The organism is Mycobacterium gallinarum (assembly GCF_010726765.1).
Classification (GTDB): Bacteria; Actinomycetota; Actinomycetes; order Mycobacteriales; family Mycobacteriaceae; genus Mycobacterium; species Mycobacterium gallinarum.
Window position 1 is genome coordinate 3252364 of the sequence record NZ_AP022601.1, and the last position, 16707, is coordinate 3269070.

Here is a 16707-nt window from a genome sequence, read left to right on the forward strand (position 1 = left end):
GCGGCGATCTGCGCGAGTACGGCGCGGGGCCCCCGATTTCGCGTCATGAGTGCGTGTCGCGCCGGTTCGCGATAGAACTTCGGTGATGGGTTCGGTCAAGATCGGCTTTGGCGTACTGGGGCCACTCCAGATGACGGTCAACGCTGCGCCGGTGACGCTGGGCACGCCGAAGCTGCGTGCCGTGCTCGCGATGCTCGTCATGAATCGGAACCGCCCGGTGTCCACCGATTCCCTGATCACCGCCGCATGGGAAGAGGGACCGCCGGCGGAGGCCAGGGCCAGCCTGCACTCCTACATCTCGAATTTGCGCAAGCTGGTCAGCACCGCGGGCGCGGACCCGAAGCAGGTGTTGGTCAACGCGCCGCCGGGCTATCGGCTGAACGCCGCCGACGCGGACTGCGACATCGGCCGATTCGTGGTCGAGAAGGCGGCCGGAGTGCACGCCGCGGCGGCCGGCCGTTTCGAGGAGGCCAGCAGGCACCTGACCGATGCCCTGGCCGAATGGCGCGGACCGGTCCTCGACGACCTGCGCACCTTTCAGTTCGTCGATGTGTTCGCGACCGCGCTCACCGAGGACAAGGTCGAGGCGCATACCGCGCGGGCTGGAGCCGAAATCGCTTGCGGGCGTGCCTATGCCGTCATCTCCGAGCTGGAGAGCCTCACGGTCGAGTATCCGTACCGCGAGCCGCTGTGGGCGCAGCTGATCACCGCCTTCTATGCGGCCGAACGCCAGTCCGAGGCGCTGGACGCCTACCAGCGGCTGAAGACCACCCTGGCCGAAGACCTGGGCATCGACCCCGGGCCGACGGTGCGTGCGCTGCACGAGAAGATCCTCCGGCAGGAGCCGCTGGACGTGAAGCAGGCCGCGAAGACGACAGCCGTGCACCAGGTCAACGACATCGACATGCGGACGGCGGTCAATGCGACGGCGGCGCTGGCGACCTTGCGCTCGGCGGCCGGGCGCGCGTATCGCCTGACGGCGACGGCGACCAGGATCGGGCGGCTATCGGACAACGACATCGTGCTCGACGACAACAATGTCAGCCGCCACCATGCGGTGATCATTGACACCGGAACCAGCTTCGTGATCACCGATATGCGCTCGGCAAACGGCATCGACGTGCGGGGAGAGCGAATCCGGGGCACCGCGACCCTGGGCGACGGCGACACGATCCGCATCTGCGATCACGAGTTCACGTTCGAGATCGAGCCGCGCCCGGCCTAGCGAGGAATTAGGGTGTCTTTGCCAGCAATTCATATCTGAGGAGAAACCGATGAGCGATTCCGAGCAGGGGTCTCGCGTTGGTTCCCAGATCGGCCCATACAAGTTGCGCCGTCTGCTGGGCAAGGGCGGCATGGGCGAGGTCTACGAAGCCGAGGACACGGTCAAGGACCGCATCGTCGCGCTGAAACTGTTGCCCGAGTCGGCGTCGACGGATCCGGTGTTCCGTAAGCGGCTGCAGCGCGAGGCGCACGCCGCCGGTCGGCTGCAGGAGCCGCACGTCGTACCGATTCACGACTACGGCGAGGTCGACGGATTCCTGTTCGTCGACATGCGCATGATCGACGGCACCGACTTGCGCAAGGTGCTGAAGGGCTACGGACCCATGACGCCGGCGCGGTCGGTGGCGATCGTGCGCCAGATCGCATCGGCGCTCGACGCCGCCCACGAAGCGGGGATCACCCACCGCGACGTGAAGCCCGAGAACATCATCCTCAACCGTGAGGACTTCGCATACCTGGTCGATTTCGGCATCGCCAACGCCGTGACCGACGAGAAGCTCACCCAGTTGGGTACCGCGGTCGGCACCTACGCGTATATGGCACCGGAGCGCTTCACCAGCGACGACGTCACCTACCGCGCCGACGTGTACGCGCTCGCGTGCGTGCTGCACGAATGCCTGACCGGGGCGCAACCGTATTCCGGCGACAGCGTGGGCACCATCATCACCGCGCACCTGATGAACCCGACGCCGCGCCCAAGCGTGCAGCGCCCGGGGATTCCGCCGAAGTTCGATGAGGTGATCGGCCGCGGGATGGCGAAGAAACCCGAGGATCGCTACGCCAGCGCCGGTGACCTGGCGGCGGCGGCGACCGATGCGCTCACCCACCGGGAGCAGGATCAGGCCGCCACGATTCTGCAGCGCAGCGAGGCCGCGACCCGGCCGGTGCCGCCGCCACCTCCGCCGTCCCAACCGCGGATGTACTCGTCGCAACCACCACATCAGCCGCCACCGCCGCCCTACTCGACGCAGCCCCCGCCGCCGCAGTCCGGCCCGCAGCCCGCGGCGTTCCACTCCGGTCCCCCACCGACGGGCGGGCCGCCGAGCGGACCGATGTGGGCGACGTCCCCGCCGCCACCGTCCGGTCCGCTTCACCAGACGCCTGGCGCACAGCAGCCACCGTCGGGCGGCTCAAAGGTTCCGTGGATTCCGATTGCGGCCGCAGGCGCGGTGTTGGTGCTGATCCTCGGCGCAGTGGGCATCTACCTCGGCACGCGACCCGACGACGACAAGCCGATCCCCACCGACGACACCACAACGGCCACGGCCCAGACCTCCGAGCGGACCAGGACGTCGCGGACACCGACGCCGACGCCGGATCCGAACTCGTTCGAGTCGAAGCTCATGTCGGTCTTGCCGCGCGGCTACGACGCGGGCGTGTGCGAGCCGGTGAGCCCGCCTGCGACGGGCGCGCTGGCCACGGTGGACTGCGGAAAGGCCTCCCCGCAGGGTGGCCCCGAGAACGCTCGGTATTCGTTGTTCGCCGACCAGGCGGCGCTCGACAGGGCGTTCGACGACTCGGTCGCGGCGAATTCGGAACTGATGCCGTGCCCGAACAGCAACGCCGATTCACCGACGACGTGGCATTTCACCGAAACGCCGGACAAGGTCGAAGGCCGGATCGCCTGCGGCATCTTCAACGGCAACCAGGACATCACCTGGACCTTCAACACGAACCTTCTGATCGGTGACGCGCAGGGCCCCAATATGGCCGATCTGCACGACTGGTGGCTGAAGTTCGCCTGACGCGCTGATTCGCAGGTTCTCCGCGCTCCAAGAATCTGGCAAGAATCCGTCAAGGCGGCTGTCCGACTCTGATGTCGACCCGGAAACAACCGGAACGACACCGACATCAGGAGTCCTCATGTTCACTCGCAACGGAGTCACCAAGTTCGCAGGCACCGCGTTCGTCGCGGGTGCGTTGGGGCTGGCCGCATTCGCCTCCGCAGGCACCGCCGCAGCGTTGAGTTCGGCCGACGACAACTTCCTGGCCGATATCACCGCCGAGGGCATCGCCTACGACAGCACGCGGGGCGCGATCTCTGCCGGACACGATGTCTGCGTCGCTCTCGACGACGGCGCCGACCCCGTCGACCTCGGCATGGAGATCATGGGCGCGACCGACCTGACCACCGATCAGGTCGCGACCTTCGTCGTCTCCGCCGTTGACAACTTCTGCCCCGAGCACAGCGCCCTCTTCGCCTAGTCGGGCTAGACAGTTTCCCCGCCATATGTTTCTGTCGTCGCATGCCAAACAAAGTTTTCGTCGTCGGCGTCGGAATGACGAAGTTCGAAAAGCCAGGTCGTCGCGAAGGCTGGGACTATCCGGACATGGCCCGCGAGTCCGGTACCAAGGCGCTCGAAGACGCCGGCATCGACTTCACCGAAGTGCAGCAAGGCTTCGTCGGCTACTGCTCGGGCGACTCGACGTCGGGCAACCGGGCACTCTACGAACTCGGTATGACGGGCATCCCGATCGTCAACGTGAACAACAACTGTTCGACGGGTTCCACCGCGTTGTTCCTTGCCGCACAGACGATTCGCGGCGGTCTCGCCGACTGCACCATCGCGCTGGGCTTCGAGAAGATGCAGCCCGGATCGTTGCAGGGCGGCGCCGAGGATCGCGAGTCACCGCTCGGCCGTCACATCAAGGCGCTGGCCGAGATCGACGAGTTCGCGTTCCCGGTCGCGCCGTGGATGTTCGCCGCCGCGGGCCGTGAGCACATGCGCCAGTACGGGACCACCGCAGAGCATTTCGCGAAGATCGGCTACAAGAACCACAAGCACTCGGTTAACAATCCGTATGCGCAGTTCCAGGAGGAATACACCCTCGAAGACATCCTGGCCGCGAAGATGATCTCCGATCCGGTGACCAAGCTGCAGTGCTCGCCGACCTCCGACGGCTCGGGTGCGGCGATCCTCGCCAGCGAGGCGTTCGTCGACAAGCACGGGCTGGCTTCGCAAGCCGTGGAGATCGTCGGCCAGGCCATGACCACCGACTTCGACTCAACGTTCGACGGCAGCGCCCGCAACGTCATCGGCTACGACATGAATGTCCAAGCCGCACGGCAGGTTTACGACCAGTCCGGCCTCGGCGCTGAAGACTTCCAGGTGATCGAGCTGCACGACTGCTTCTCGGCCAACGAGCTGCTGCTGTATGAGGCACTGGGACTGTGCGGTGAGGGCGAGGCGCCCAAGCTGATCGACAACAACGACACCACCTACGGCGGGCGCTGGGTCGTCAACCCGTCGGGCGGCCTGATCTCCAAGGGGCATCCGCTCGGTGCCACGGGTCTGGCGCAGTGCGCCGAGCTCACCTGGCAGCTGCGAGGTACCGCCGACAGGCGGCAGGTGGACAACGTCACCGCCGCTTTGCAACACAACATCGGCCTGGGCGGCGCAGCCGTTGTGACCGCATACCAGCGCGCCGAGCGCTGAATGGGGGATACTTGGCGGGTGCGGACAACATTGATCCTCGCTGCCGGTGTCCTCGGTGTGTGCGCGCTGGCGTCAGCCGGCATCGCGTCGGCCGACGAGGGTAAATCAGCGCAGGAGACGATCCAGGACCTGCAGGACAAGGGCTACAACGTGACGATCGACAAGATCGGCACGGCCCCGCTGTCGGATTGTGTGGTCACGAGCGTCCGAAATCCGCAGCAGTTCACCCAGTTGGTTCCGCTCCTTGGGGGCAACACCGACGGCGTGCTGTTCCCGCAGGTGATCAGCCAGCCGATCTCGGTGTCGCTGGACTGCTCGCGCTGATCGACGTCAAAAAGAAACCCGGCCGGATCCCGGCCGGGTTTCTCATAGGGCCGTCAGCGCCGCGAGCAATCGGCGGTGACAGTGATGTTGCGTTCGGCGACCACCTCGATCAGGTCATCTCCGCGGCGCACCAGTTCGGTTCGATTCCTTGCATTTCGGATGTCGGTCACGACGCACTGGTTGAGCGGTGCGCTGCCGATCCGGTTGATCTTCACGTCGAATCCCTGCGCCTCGAGATTCGCAATCGTGAGCTGAGCCGACTCCTGAGCCGACGAGATGGCTGCGGGCGCGAGGATGATTCCGCACGCCGCCGCGGCAATTCCGGTCATTATCAATAGTGTTGAGCGCATGTTTGCGTCTCCCTTCGTCGTTGTGTAGGCCCGGTGGCCTTCACGCGGTACGACGGGACACCCGCGAATCAGGTTCAAAGCAATCTCGAAAAAGTTTCAGCGACAGAGAAAGACCCGGCCGCGGGAACTCGGCCGGGTCTTTCAGTCAGCTATCAGGCGGGGGCGGGAACGCGTTCCTCGCGGGTGGACTCGCGGGTGGAATGGTCATCGTCGACCATCGTCAACTCGTCGAACGGATCCTCGCCGCGCAGGACCGAATTCACCCGGTCCTTGTCGATGGTCTTGGTCCACGAGCCGACGAGAACCGTCGCGACGGCGTTGCCGGAGAAGTTGGTCACCGCGCGGGCCTCGGACATGAACCGGTCGATGCCGACGATCAGACCGACGCCGTCGAGCAGGTCGGGACGGTGGCTCTGCAGCCCGCCTGCGAGCGTGGCCAGGCCGGCACCGGTGACACCGGCGGCACCCTTGGACGCGACGATCATGAACACCAGCAGGCCGATCTGTTCGGGCAGCGACAGCGGGTCGCCGAGCGCCCCCGCGATGAACAGCGACGCCATCGTCAGGTAGATCGCGGTGCCGTCCAGGTTGAACGAGTAGCCGGTGGGTACGACGACGCCGACGGTGCTGCGGTCGACGCCCAGGTGCTCCATTTTGGCGATGAGGCGCGGCAATGCGGATTCCGACGATGAGGTCGACACGATCAGCAGGTATTCACGTGCCAGGTAGCGCACCAGCTTGAAGATCGACACCCCGGAGACGACCCGCAGGATGGTGCCGAGCACACCGAAGACGAACACCAGGCAGGTCACGTAGAAGCCGAGCATCAGGCCGAGCAGCTGGGTCACCGCAGTCCACCCGGTCTGGCCGACGACGTTGGCGATCGCGCCGAACGCGCCGATCGGCGCGAGCCACAGGATCATCACGAGGACCTTGAACACCAGCTTCTGCAGGGATTCGATGCCGCGCAGGATCGGCTCACCCGTCGTACCCATGGCCTGCAGCGCGAACCCGACGAGCAATGCGACGAACAGCGCCTGCAGGACGCTGCCCGCGGTCAGTGACGAGAACAGCGTCTCCGGGATGATGCCCTTGACGAAGTCCATGAGACCGCCTGCCTCGTGGGCCGTTTCGGCGAGTTCGGCGCCCTTGCCCGAGGCACCTTCGGTGAGGTGCATGCCGGTGCCGGGATGCAGCAGATTGCCGACCACCAGGCCGATGGCGAGTGCGAAGGTGGACATGACGAGGAAGTAGATGAACGCCAGACCGCCGACCTTGCCGACGGTCGCGGCCTTGCGCACCGAGCCGATACCCAGCACGATCGTGCAGAAGATGACCGGCGCGATCATCATTTTGATGAGGTCGACGAACATGGTCCCCAAGACGCCGACGCTCTTGCCTACGCCTGGCGCCAGGATGCCGACGGCGACACCGGCGAACACCGCGACGATGACGGCGATGTACAACCAGTGGGTGCGGTCGCGGCGTGTTTTGTCCGGCGGTTCGGCTGCCGATGACGGACGGTCAAGGATGGCCATTGCTACCTCCAAGTCGGTGAATGTGATCTGCAGTCAGACTCGAGGACGACGTGAGACAGGTCACGCTTTAGTTCATTTAGTTCGGTATGTTCACGAACGTGGCCGTCGAAACCGCTGCTCACGTCACGACCGCAGACGGTCGTCGGCTCTCATATCTCGAAGTCGGCGACCCCGCTGGACCACTCGTCATCCATAACCACGGCGGCCCCAGCAGTCGGCTCGAGGTCCTGATGCTCGCGGAGTCGGCAACCAAGAGCCGGATCCGGTTGGTGGGTGTCGATCGGCCTGGCCAGGGTCAGTCCAGCCCCCAGAAGACCCGCACCTATTCCGGGTGGGCCGACGACATCGTCACCGTTGCCGACGCGTTGGGATACCGGGAATTCGGCGTGACAGGCTGGTCGGAGGGCGGCCCGTGGGCACTCGCCGCGGCCGCCTACATCGACCCCGACCGGCTACTGCACGTCAGCAGTATCGCGCCCGGGAGCTATGGTGCGTTCGGCGACAACTCAGCGGCGCAATACCTTTCGAAGATCGATGCGCTCGGCGGAACACTCGCCCTGCGCTTCACGCCCGGCTTCCGGTTGATGTACGCCGCACTCGGCTTGACCGCCAAGCGCTTCCCGTCCTCATTCGTCAAACAGGTCCGCGGCACGCTCAACGACTACGACCAGCAGCTCCTCCTCCGTCCCGACATCGGCAAGGCGTTCGGCGAAACCTGCGCGGAATGCTTCGCGCACGGCTCGGACGGACTTGTCCGCGACGCCGAACTGCTCTACCGCCATTGGGCTTTCGATGTCGCCGCGATCGAACGGCCCGTTCACATATGGCAGGGGCTCGACGACAAGCTGGTTCCCGATCCCATCAACAGGGCGGTCGCCGATGCGATGCCGGGTTCGGTGTGGCATCCCGTCGACGGCGCCGGGCACTTCATCGCCGTGGGTGAGAGCGACGCCATACTCGCGGTTGCGGCAGAGGAACTCCGCGCTTGACCCGCGCGCGATCCCGCCCGATCGGCCGCTCGCGGCCCCGCCCGATCGACCGCTCGCGGTCGTGGTCACTGGCGTCTCAGGCGATCGCATTGCAAATCATCGTGGTCGCGGTGGTGGTACTCGCAGGGAGCGCGCTGGCGGTGCTCGACGCCCGCAATGACGCGGACGAAGCCGCGCGCCAGCAGGTCCTCGGTATCGCCACCTCCCTCGCCGACTCCCCGTCGACGGCGGCTGCCATCGAATCCGGAAGGGCCACTGAGATTCTTCAGCCCGTCACCGAAGCCGTCCGCAGGCACACCGACATCGCATTCATCACGATCATGTCGCCAAGTCGGATCAGGTTCACCCACACCGACCCGACCCAGATCGGCGGCGAGTACATCGGCACCATCGAACCCGCGCTGCGCGGCGAAACGCTCAGCGAGGTCTACACCGGCACATTAGGTCCCTCGATTCGCGCCGTCGCACCCGTGCGCAACCAAGCGGGCGAGATCGTCGGCCTGGTGTCGGCGGGGATCCTACAGACGAGCCTGGCCGATCGCTGGCGCTCGACGTGGCCGACCATCGCGGCGGTGAGCATTGCCGCACTGGCTATTTCGCTGGCAGGAGTCTGGTTCATCCGGCAACGGTTGTTGCGGCAGACCCACGGCCTGCGACCTGACGAACTGCGGTTGATGTACGAGCACCACGACGCGATCCTGCATTCGGTCTCGGAGGGGCTGATCGTGATGGATCGCAGCGGTGTCTTGCTGGTCAACGACGAGGCGCGCCGCCTCCTCGCGCTTCCACCCGGACCGGTCGACCGCACCGAGCTGCCGGAGTTTCTGCGAACGTACAACCCGGGAGCCCGCGACGAGGTGCACGTCACCGACGACCGCGTCCTCGTGGTGAACCGCTCCCCCGTCGACGAGGCGCACACCTCGGAGGTCGTCACGATCCGCGACCGCACCGAATTGCAGGGCGCACTGGGCGAACTCGGCTCGCTGAAGGTACTCACCGACAGCCTCCGGTCCCAAGCGCACGAAGCCGCCAACAAGCTGCACACCATCGTCACGATGGTCGAGATGGGCCGGCCCGAAGACGCGGTACGTTTCGCCACCGAGGAGCTCGCGCTCTCCCAACAGCTCGTCGACAGATTGTCCAGTGCCGTCGGCGAACCCGCGCTGGTGGCCCTGCTCCTGGGCAAGGCCGCACAGGCCGACGAGCGCGGTATCGAGCTGACGATCACCGAAGACACTCACCTGCCGTCGAATTCGGACGACGTACCGTTGACCGGCCAGGAGATGGTCACCGTCGTCGGCAACCTCATCGACAACGCGATGGACGCCTGCGACCGAGACGATCCGTGGGTGGAAGTCACCGTGCTCATGGCGGATGACACGCTCACGCTGCGCGTCGCCGACAGCGGACCGGGAATGGATCCGGCCACCTTCGAAAAGGCCATGCAGCGCGGATATTCCACGAAGGGTGACTCAGACCATCAAGGCCTTGGCCTGGCGTTGGTCAGTCAGATCGTCAAACGCCACAACGGCACGCTGAGTACCGACATCACCTATGGGTCGGTCGTGACGGTGACGGTGTCATGATCCGCGTGCTGATCGTCGAGGACGAACCGCTGATCGCCGAGGCTCACCAGACGTACCTCGGCCGACTCGAGGGGTTCTCGGTGGCCGGTGTCGCGCACACCGCCCGCGATGCGATGCGCATGGCGTCGGAGGCGTCGGCCACCCACTCACCGATCGACCTGGTGTTGTTGGACCTCGGCCTGCCCGACGCGAGCGGGATCGCCCTGGCATCGGGATTGTCCGGGCTGCGGCCGATACCCGACATCATCGCGATCACCTCGGAGCGCGACCTGGAGATGGTTCGCGCGGCGGTCGGCCAGGGCGCTCTGGCGTACCTGTTGAAGCCGTTCACGTTCGCAGCGTTTCGTGACCGGCTAGATCGCTACCGCCGCTACCGCGAGGCCCTGCCCGCTGGTACCGATGCCGCCAGCCAGGCCGAGGTCGACCGCGCCCTCGCCGAACTACGGGTGAGCGATCGAGCTGTGTCGCCGAAGGGCGCCGCTCCTGGGACCAACGACGACATCGCCCGTGCCGTAAGGGATTCCGCCGACGGCATCACCGCGGACGCAGTGGCCAAGCAGGTCGGTGTGTCGCGGGTGACCGCCTGGCGCTACCTCGAAAGGTTGGCGGACGAGGGCACTGTCACCCGGCAGACCGATTACGGAAAAGCCGGCCGCCCCAAGACCCGCTACCAGTGGCGCTGACCGCGCCGATCAGACGGTAACCGGCTCCAGGTCAACAGCCTGAGGCACGTAGACGGGATCGGTCGCCACGAACTGCGAGTAGAGCAGCGGCTTGGCCGCCTCGACGGACAACCCGGTCACTGCGCCCGCATAGTCGGCCACGTACAGCCGACCCGCGTCGGAATCCACTGCGACACAAGATGGCCGAGCATCGAGCTTCACCTTGTTGACGATCTTGAGCGTGAGGGTGCACAGCACCGTGACGTTGTCGTAGTCGACGATGTACGCACGGGTCTTGTCCGCGCTGACGGTCATCTGCGTCGGAGCACCGATGCCCAGTTCGGCCATGCCGGTGATGCGGCCGTTGGTCAGGTCGACCACCTTGACCGTCCCGCCGCTGATGCGGTCGGAGGTCAGGACATAGGCGACACGGTCGGCGATGGCGATATCGCGGATCGGTGATCCGATCGACACCGTGCCCCGAACCCGCGCGGTTTCGGCATCCACCACGACGAGCGCGCTGCCGCGATCATCGGTGGTGGCAACGTACAGGCGCTTACCCGCCGGATCGACCTGAAGAGCATCGATGCCGATACCGGCGCCGGTCGCGATGTCAATGGTGCTCACCCGCTCGGCCGTCGTGTCGACGACCACAACGTCGGCGGCACCGTCACCGGTGCGGGCCGCGTACACGCGCTTGCCGTCCGGGCTGGCGGCGAGAGCCGTGACGGTGAAGGCCATTGAGTACGTGGCGACCACGGTTCGCGTGACAGTGTCGACCACGGTGATGGCGTCGCAGCTCGACGAGGAGGTGCTGACGTAGGCCCGGCCGTCGGCGACGACGACCGCGAACGGCTCACCCGGCACCTCGACGACGCCGGCCACGGCCAGGGTGCCCGCACGCAGCAGCGACACGGTGTCGTCGGCGTGGTGGGTGGCCACGATGGTGCCGTCGTCCGTGGCGGCGATGTCCGCGATGGCGCCACGCTGGACGTCGACCGCACTCACCTGGGTGACATCCGCGCTCAGGTGGGTCCCGTCCGTCACATCTGCCACAGGAGCGTTCTTGGGCATCAAAAAGTTAGCCATAAATATCGGTACCTCCGCCGGTTTGACGAGCTCCGGCTGTCGTTTCACGTCTTCATGCGTCCCACTGGGGCGCGATCTGTGTTGAGTCTAGCGATCAAAATCAATGCTTCGGAGCGGCGCAAATGGCGGTCGATGACAATGCGCGGAAACCTCTCAGACACCGCTTAGGAAACTATTCGTTATCCACTCGTTATATCTCCTTGGCTATCACAATCGTGGCTTTAAACAGCCACAATGCTTGCTCGGCAACTCTCATGTGCCGATCTGGATAGTTTGCACCGGTAACGACTTCTTAGTTTTCAAACGGAAATTGAGCGGTAAATCACAGCAGGACACGACAGCAAACTCGGCCGAGATCTCGTCAACGCTCCCACTGGCTCCGAACCGACACTCTGTCGCGGTCCGGAAAGCCCGGAAACCGTGTTCGCTGGACCAGCGCTTTCAAGCCTGCGCGTAGACCTGCGGAGCGACGCCTGCGGCGCAATCGCCGAACTGCATCTGCACGTGGGTGCCGTCCGGCATCGGGGAAATCGTGGTCTGGTCGGACAGGGCGCGCATCAACGGGATGCCGCGCCCCCTGGTGTTCGGCTGGCTTTCGGGATCCACGTGCCGCCAGGTCCCGCGATCCGAGACGTCAACAAGCAATGTGCCCCGCGCGCCGTCGTAGCGGACCTGCAGAGTCATCGTGCCCTGCTGGCCTCGGTAGGCGAATTCGGCCGCGTTGGTCAACGCCTCGTTCACCGCCAGCAAGACATCGTTGAGCCGGTCGGGGTCTAGCGTGAGGTGAGTCCGCAGCCACTGCGACAACTCGCGCCGCATCCTGGCCACGGTGAGTGCATCGGCGTTGTCGACTCGGACGAACTCAGAGTCCGCAGCGCTCGTAGCAAAAATCTGATCGGTCATGATGCCCAACGGATACCCCGCTGGGCGCTCAGTCATTCAGTGAGGTTCTCCACAGCATCGTCCAGTGAGGAGAACAGATCAATCAGGTCGGCGATGCCGGTGATCTTCAGCGGCCTGCTCGTGGCTGACCCGTCGGCGACCACGGCGAACCGCGTCTCCGTCCCGCCCGTCTGGTTGTGCGCCTCCATCAGCACCTGCATGCCGGCCGAGCCGAGGAAGTCGACGTTGGTGAGGTCGACGATCAATCCGGCGGGGTTTTGCGCCAGCGCGGACTGGACAGCGTCCCTCAGCTGGGGTGCCGTGAGCATGTCGAGTTCGCCCGAGGCGGCGACAATCGCCACCCGGTCGACCCACTTCTCCGTGCAAAGCTGTTCTTCCAAGCCTCACCTCTTGTTACGCGACCGGCAGATGCGGTCGGAGCTTATCTCGCGAGGCTGCAGTCTGAACCCGCGCCGCAGGCTAGCGAGTAAATCACACCGAAGCATCGGCGGACATTGCTTGTCCTGGTCAGGGCACAGGATATAGGACGTGGGGTCGGGACCTGCAACTTGCCTGCTCTGGCCGTGCTCGTGGCGACGCGACGACCGGAAATTGACTGGTTCGTCGATTCAGGGCTGCGAACGCGGCGCGCCGGACACGCGACGGTCGCCGCCGTTGCGGTGCTGCCAGAGCCGGTAAACGTCGACGGCATCCTCCCGCGGCTCGTAGCGCATCGGGAGACGACGCTGCTCCCACGACTTGGCGAACTCCGGATAGAACGTGTCGAGCTCGAAGTATTTGCGGTCGTCGACGTAGTGCGGTTCGTAGGCGTCGCGGGTGGTCAGAAAGACTACTTCGTCGGGCGAGCAGTAGTACAACGCGCCGAGGCACATCGGGCACGGATGCGCCAAGACGTAGATGGTGGCGCCGACCAAGTGCTCAGTACCGAGACGCACACATGCGTCACGGATGGCCAGGATCTCGGCATGTGCGGTGGGGTCGTGGCTTTGCGCGACGAGATTCGGGCTCTCGGCGAGGATCTCGCCATCCCTGACGATCACGGTGGCGAACGGTCTGCCGCCGGCGGTGACGTTGTTTCGAGCGATGTCGATCGTGCGCTGAACGTAGTCGACCACGGTCTCCGAATATAGCCCTCTGATTGGCCGGATCAGCGGCGCAAATCGGGTGACATCCGCTCTCGCAGCGAGTCGTATATCGGTGGCGATTTCGTCAGCTCCGCGACGAGAACCGCGGCGGCGGTGGCCGCGAGCATCGGGATGCCCACAGCCGTCGTCGCCGTCATTTCCATGACGAGCACCACGGCCGTAACGGGGGCGCGCACCGTCGCGCCGAAGAACGCTGCCATGCCGACCAGCGCCATCGGGACGGCCAGGCCGCTCGTGTCGCCGGGCCATACGGCGCCGAAGACGCCGACGAACAGCAGTCCCCACAGCGCACCGACCGCCAGCAGCGGCGCGAACAGACCGCCCGGCACGGCTGCCGAATACGAGAGCGGGCCCGCGACGAGACGCACCAGCAGCAGTCCGAGTACGACCGGGAAGACGATGCTCTGCCCGCTCAGAATCAACTGCGTCAGGCTGTCGCCGCCACCGACCGACTCCGGATAGATGAACATCGCCATCCCGATGACGGCGCCGATCAGAGCAGCCTTGGCGACCGCCGGAATGCGCCGGACGCCCCCGACGCGGTCGAGGAACCACAGCAACAGCCGGTTGTACCCGGCGCCCAGACATCCCGTGAGCAGACCGAAAACCACGAACAGCGGCAGCCACGCCAGGGCCGGCGCCGCGAGCGCTTCGACATGGAAGTCCGGTTCGTTCCCGAGCATCAGGCGCATGCATCCGACCGCCGAGGCGGCCGCGAACAAGGTGGCCAGCACCGTCTGCAGCCGGAACGATTTCGTGACCTCTTCGAGCGCGAACATCGTGCCTCCGATGGGCGCGTTGAACGCGACCGCGAGCCCGGCTCCGCCCACGGCGGTCTGCATCATCCGGACGTCGGCATCCGAAAGCCGGGCCCGCCGCGCCGATTCCGCGCCGATCGCCGCCCCCATGTGGACCGTCGGACCTTCGCGGCCCAGCACCAGGCCGGCCCCCATCGACAGCACGCCGCCGATGAACTTCGCCGGCAGAAGCAGAATCAGCGGCGGCTCGGCCTCACCCCGATAGACGGCTTCCACGTGCTGAATTCCGCTGCCGGCGGCCAGGGGTACCCACCGCACGATCAGCGCGGCGAGCGTCGCACCGAGCGCCGCAAAAGCGATGGGCACCAGCCATCCCGGACCCGGCAGCCCATGTGCCCAATCGACGAGTTCGACGCGTGACCGGTCCGCGGTCTCCAGGCACCAGCGGAAGGCTCCGCCGATGAAGCCGATGGCCACGCCGGCCACGACGGCGGTCAGACAGACGAGGATCGATCCGCGCCGTTGCACGCCCGTGCATCCTCCTTCTGCGAACAAACCCCGTCGATTGAAGGTCAGTTTCGCAGATCGGGACGCGCATCGTTGCGGCGCCGCGTAGGTCGAATGCGACCTAAGGTGATGCTCGGCCAACGCGTACTTCGACGGATGGGATCAAGGGATGGCGGCAATGGTGTTTCGACGGTGCGGCGTTCTCGCGTTGACTGCCGCGCTGATGTTCGTCGCCGGATGCGGCCAGGACTCGGCATCGCAGGACGGGGCGACCACCGAGACGCCGGATCCACCCGCCGCTAAGCAGGTGGACGCCGCTGTGGCACAGCGGCTCGATGACGCCATCACCAAGGCGATGGACCAGACCGGGGTGCCCGGCTCGATTGTCGGAATCTGGGGCCCGGACGGTGAATACGTCCGCGCGTTCGGCGTCGCCGACCGGGCCGGCGGCGCACCGATGCAGACGGACTTTTATCACCGAATCGGGAGCCAGACAAAGACTTTCACTGTCACCGGCGTCCTACAGCTGGCCGATCAGGGCAAGCTCGGGCTCGACGATCCCATCGCCGAGTTCGTCGACGGAGTGCCCGAGGGCGACAAGATCACGCTGCGACAACTGGCGCGGATGCAGAGCGGCTTGGCGAACTTCTCGGATTCAGTCGACTTCCAGCAGGCGCTGTTCGCCGACCCGTACCGGAACTTCACGCCGCAGGAACTTCTCGACTACGCGTTCGCCGAACCCGTGAAGTTCTCACCCGGCGAGGGCTTTCTGTACTGCAACACCAACACCGTCCTGTTGGGTCTGGTCGTGGAGAAGGTCAGCGGACAGTCATTGCCGGACTACATCCGCGACCACATCACGACCCCATTGGGCATGAGCCACACCAGCTTTCCGACGACCAACGCGTTCCCTGATCCGCACGCGCAGGGTTACACCACTCAGGACCCGGACAATTCGGAAGTGGTGGCCACCGACTGGAACCCGTCCTGGGCGTGGGCCGCGGGCGCGATGATCTCGACCCTCGATGACATGCACATCTGGGCGCCCGCACTGGCGACCGGAAAGCTGTTGACGCCGGAGATGCAGGCGCAGCGCCTGCAGACCGTCACCACCCCGGGGATGCCGGCCGAAGACGGATATGGCGTCGGGCTATTCAAGCTGGGCGGCTGGATCGGACACAACGGCAGCCTGCCCGGCTATCAGACCGTCTCGGTCTACCTGCCGCAAAAGCAGACGTCGCTGGTGATCTTCACCAACACCGACATCGCCTCCAACGGGCAGGAGCCGAGCACGCAGGTGGCCAAGGCCATCACCGAGATCATCAGCCCGGAGAACATCTACACCATGGGCGATGCGGTGCAGCCGCCCGACATCACGTCACCGCCGGCGCCGACGACCACCAAGCCGCGGTAGTCGTGGAGCTTCCAAGAAATTTCCAAGAACCGCCGCGCAATCTTTCATCAGCAAGTGCGGGGACCTAACCCGACGAGGCCCCCGCACTTGCCACATCCGCCGGCATCGGCGCAGTCAGCATCGCGGCCAGCATGGCGACGATCTCCTCTGCTGTTGCGGCATCCTCACCGGCCTGAGCCGCACGCTCTCGCTCGGCAAGAAGGGTGAACATGGTCGTGGCAATTGCTTTGACTCGTCGCGCACGCGCCGCACGATCGACGGTCGGAATGGCCTTGGCCAGCCGTTCGAGGACCCTCGGCCACACCGGCCCCTGGGACTCGTCGACGTCGGCGCGCAGGTGCATCGATGCCGCCTGCAGAAACCTGGCGTAGTACGGGCTGCCGACGCCGACGAATGGAAGCACCATGATCCGCAACCACGCCCGGACGTCATCGCGGGCGTCACCCTCCAACTCATCGACCATCTGCGCGCGCTCCCGCTCCATCGGCTCGAGCCGGCGCCGAACGATCGCATCGATGAGGTCCTGGCGATTCCGGAAGTGATAGTTGACCGCGGAGTTGTTTCGCTGCCCCGCCGCCACCGCGATGTCTCGCAACGGCACTTGGATGCCGCGCTCGGCGATCAGCCGTTCGGCCGCGTCCAGAATGTCGGCCCTGGCGCGTTCACCACGGTTCATTCGATAGATCATAAGAACTGGACTGCGATTAAGCGAATGTGCTTA

General features: G+C 65.5%; 17 protein-coding genes. 9 read left to right on the plus strand and 8 right to left on the minus strand.

Annotated elements, in window-relative coordinates; all coding sequences use genetic code 11:
* The first annotated feature begins 85 nt into the window (after positions 1-85).
* From G6N42_RS15795 to G6N42_RS15815, 5 genes are all read left to right on the plus strand, one after another.
* The gene (locus tag G6N42_RS15795) at positions 86-1225 is read left to right on the plus strand and encodes a BTAD domain-containing putative transcriptional regulator (protein ID WP_163730431.1); all 1140 of its coding nucleotides are present in this window, start codon (positions 86-88) and stop codon (positions 1223-1225) included.
* Positions 1226-1274: 49 nt separating this feature from the next.
* Positions 1275-3029, plus strand: a complete 1755-nt coding sequence (locus G6N42_RS15800; protein WP_163730432.1) for a serine/threonine-protein kinase — start codon at positions 1275-1277, stop codon at positions 3027-3029.
* 118 nt (positions 3030-3147) lie between these two features.
* Complete coding sequence (locus G6N42_RS15805; RefSeq protein ID WP_163730433.1) at positions 3148-3489, plus strand: DUF732 domain-containing protein; 342 nt, start codon at positions 3148-3150, stop codon at positions 3487-3489.
* A gap of 41 nt (positions 3490-3530) precedes the next feature.
* Entirely contained in the window at positions 3531-4721 is a 1191-nt protein-coding gene (locus G6N42_RS15810; RefSeq protein ID WP_163730434.1) for a lipid-transfer protein, read from the plus strand.
* An 18-nt stretch (positions 4722-4739) separates the two neighbouring features.
* The gene (locus G6N42_RS15815; RefSeq protein ID WP_174262093.1) at positions 4740-5045 is read left to right on the plus strand and encodes a hypothetical protein; all 306 of its coding nucleotides are present in this window, start codon (positions 4740-4742) and stop codon (positions 5043-5045) included.
* A 53-nt stretch (positions 5046-5098) separates the two neighbouring features.
* On the opposite strand, the gene G6N42_RS15820 is transcribed toward G6N42_RS15815, so the two are convergent.
* Both G6N42_RS15820 and G6N42_RS15825 read right to left on the minus strand, forming a co-directional pair.
* Positions 5099-5395, minus strand: coding sequence for a hypothetical protein (locus tag G6N42_RS15820; RefSeq protein WP_083126716.1), 297 nt, complete (start codon positions 5393-5395; stop codon positions 5099-5101).
* A 152-nt stretch (positions 5396-5547) separates the two neighbouring features.
* Positions 5548-6933 (minus strand): cation:dicarboxylate symporter family transporter, encoded by a 1386-nt coding sequence (locus tag G6N42_RS15825; protein WP_163730436.1) that lies wholly within the window; start codon positions 6931-6933, stop codon positions 5548-5550.
* A 98-nt stretch (positions 6934-7031) separates the two neighbouring features.
* On the opposite strand from G6N42_RS15825, the gene G6N42_RS15830 reads away from it, so the two are divergent.
* Genes G6N42_RS15830 through G6N42_RS15840 form a run of 3 tightly spaced genes read left to right on the plus strand, consistent with a single transcriptional unit; the run spans position 7032 to position 10191 of the window.
* On the plus strand, positions 7032-7922 hold the full coding sequence (locus tag G6N42_RS15830) for an alpha/beta fold hydrolase (RefSeq protein WP_232076159.1): 891 nt from the start codon (positions 7032-7034) through the stop codon (positions 7920-7922).
* Between the two features lie 20 nt (positions 7923-7942).
* Complete coding sequence (locus tag G6N42_RS15835) at positions 7943-9508, plus strand: sensor histidine kinase (protein ID WP_163737642.1); 1566 nt, start codon at positions 7943-7945, stop codon at positions 9506-9508.
* Positions 9505-10191, plus strand: coding sequence for a response regulator (locus G6N42_RS15840; protein ID WP_163730438.1), 687 nt, complete (start codon positions 9505-9507; stop codon positions 10189-10191). The genes G6N42_RS15835 and G6N42_RS15840 overlap by 4 nt, the downstream gene beginning before the upstream one ends.
* A gap of 9 nt (positions 10192-10200) precedes the next feature.
* Here the strand turns inward: G6N42_RS15840 and G6N42_RS15845 are convergent, their stop codons facing one another.
* The 5 genes from G6N42_RS15845 to G6N42_RS15865 all read right to left on the minus strand — a co-directional run bounded on the left by G6N42_RS15845 (position 10201) and on the right by G6N42_RS15865 (position 14593).
* A complete protein-coding gene (locus G6N42_RS15845; protein ID WP_410506642.1) occupies positions 10201-11259 on the minus strand; it encodes a YncE family protein in 1059 nt (352 codons plus the stop codon).
* A 441-nt stretch (positions 11260-11700) separates the two neighbouring features.
* On the minus strand, positions 11701-12198 hold the full coding sequence (locus G6N42_RS15850) for an ATP-binding protein (protein ID WP_232076161.1): 498 nt from the start codon (positions 12196-12198) through the stop codon (positions 11701-11703).
* Positions 12195-12542 (minus strand): STAS domain-containing protein, encoded by a 348-nt coding sequence (locus G6N42_RS15855; RefSeq protein WP_163687177.1) that lies wholly within the window; start codon positions 12540-12542, stop codon positions 12195-12197. Before G6N42_RS15855 ends, G6N42_RS15850 begins: the two co-directional genes overlap by 4 nt.
* 228 nt (positions 12543-12770) lie before the next feature.
* Entirely contained in the window at positions 12771-13277 is a 507-nt protein-coding gene (locus G6N42_RS15860; protein ID WP_163730439.1) for a nucleoside deaminase, read from the minus strand.
* A 32-nt stretch (positions 13278-13309) separates the two neighbouring features.
* Entirely contained in the window at positions 13310-14593 is a 1284-nt protein-coding gene (locus G6N42_RS15865) for a ClC family H(+)/Cl(-) exchange transporter (RefSeq protein ID WP_163730440.1), read from the minus strand.
* Between the two features lie 148 nt (positions 14594-14741).
* Between G6N42_RS15865 and G6N42_RS15870 the strand changes: the two genes are divergently transcribed.
* A complete protein-coding gene (locus tag G6N42_RS15870) occupies positions 14742-15986 on the plus strand; it encodes a serine hydrolase domain-containing protein (protein ID WP_163730441.1) in 1245 nt (414 codons plus the stop codon).
* A gap of 64 nt (positions 15987-16050) precedes the next feature.
* Here G6N42_RS15870 and G6N42_RS15875 read toward each other — a convergent pair whose 3' ends face one another.
* Entirely contained in the window at positions 16051-16662 is a 612-nt protein-coding gene (locus G6N42_RS15875) for a TetR/AcrR family transcriptional regulator (protein ID WP_163730442.1), read from the minus strand.
* Positions 16663-16707 lie beyond the last annotated feature (45 nt).

What these genes read in the sequence shown, in the direction of transcription:
- G6N42_RS15795 (WP_163730431.1), top strand. Translation starts at nt 86, where the DNA reads ATGGGTTCGGTCAAGATCGGCTTTGGCGTACTGGGGCCACTCCAGATG.
- G6N42_RS15800 (WP_163730432.1), top strand. Translation starts at nt 1,275, where the DNA reads ATGAGCGATTCCGAGCAGGGGTCTCGCGTTGGTTCCCAGATCGGCCCA.
- G6N42_RS15805 (WP_163730433.1), top strand. Translation starts at nt 3,148, where the DNA reads ATGTTCACTCGCAACGGAGTCACCAAGTTCGCAGGCACCGCGTTCGTC.
- G6N42_RS15810 (WP_163730434.1), top strand. Translation starts at nt 3,531, where the DNA reads ATGCCAAACAAAGTTTTCGTCGTCGGCGTCGGAATGACGAAGTTCGAA.
- G6N42_RS15820 (WP_083126716.1), bottom strand. Translation starts at nt 5,395, where the DNA reads ATGCGCTCAACACTATTGATAATGACCGGAATTGCCGCGGCGGCGTGC.
- G6N42_RS15825 (WP_163730436.1), bottom strand. Translation starts at nt 6,933, where the DNA reads ATGGCCATCCTTGACCGTCCGTCATCGGCAGCCGAACCGCCGGACAAA.
- G6N42_RS15840 (WP_163730438.1), top strand. Translation starts at nt 9,505, where the DNA reads ATGATCCGCGTGCTGATCGTCGAGGACGAACCGCTGATCGCCGAGGCT.
- G6N42_RS15845 (WP_410506642.1), bottom strand. Translation starts at nt 11,259, where the DNA reads ATGGCTAACTTTTTGATGCCCAAGAACGCTCCTGTGGCAGATGTGACG.
- G6N42_RS15850 (WP_232076161.1), bottom strand. Translation starts at nt 12,198, where the DNA reads ATGACTGAGCGCCCAGCGGGGTATCCGTTGGGCATCATGACCGATCAG.
- G6N42_RS15870 (WP_163730441.1), top strand. Translation starts at nt 14,742, where the DNA reads ATGGCGGCAATGGTGTTTCGACGGTGCGGCGTTCTCGCGTTGACTGCC.
- G6N42_RS15875 (WP_163730442.1), bottom strand. Translation starts at nt 16,662, where the DNA reads ATGAACCGTGGTGAACGCGCCAGGGCCGACATTCTGGACGCGGCCGAA.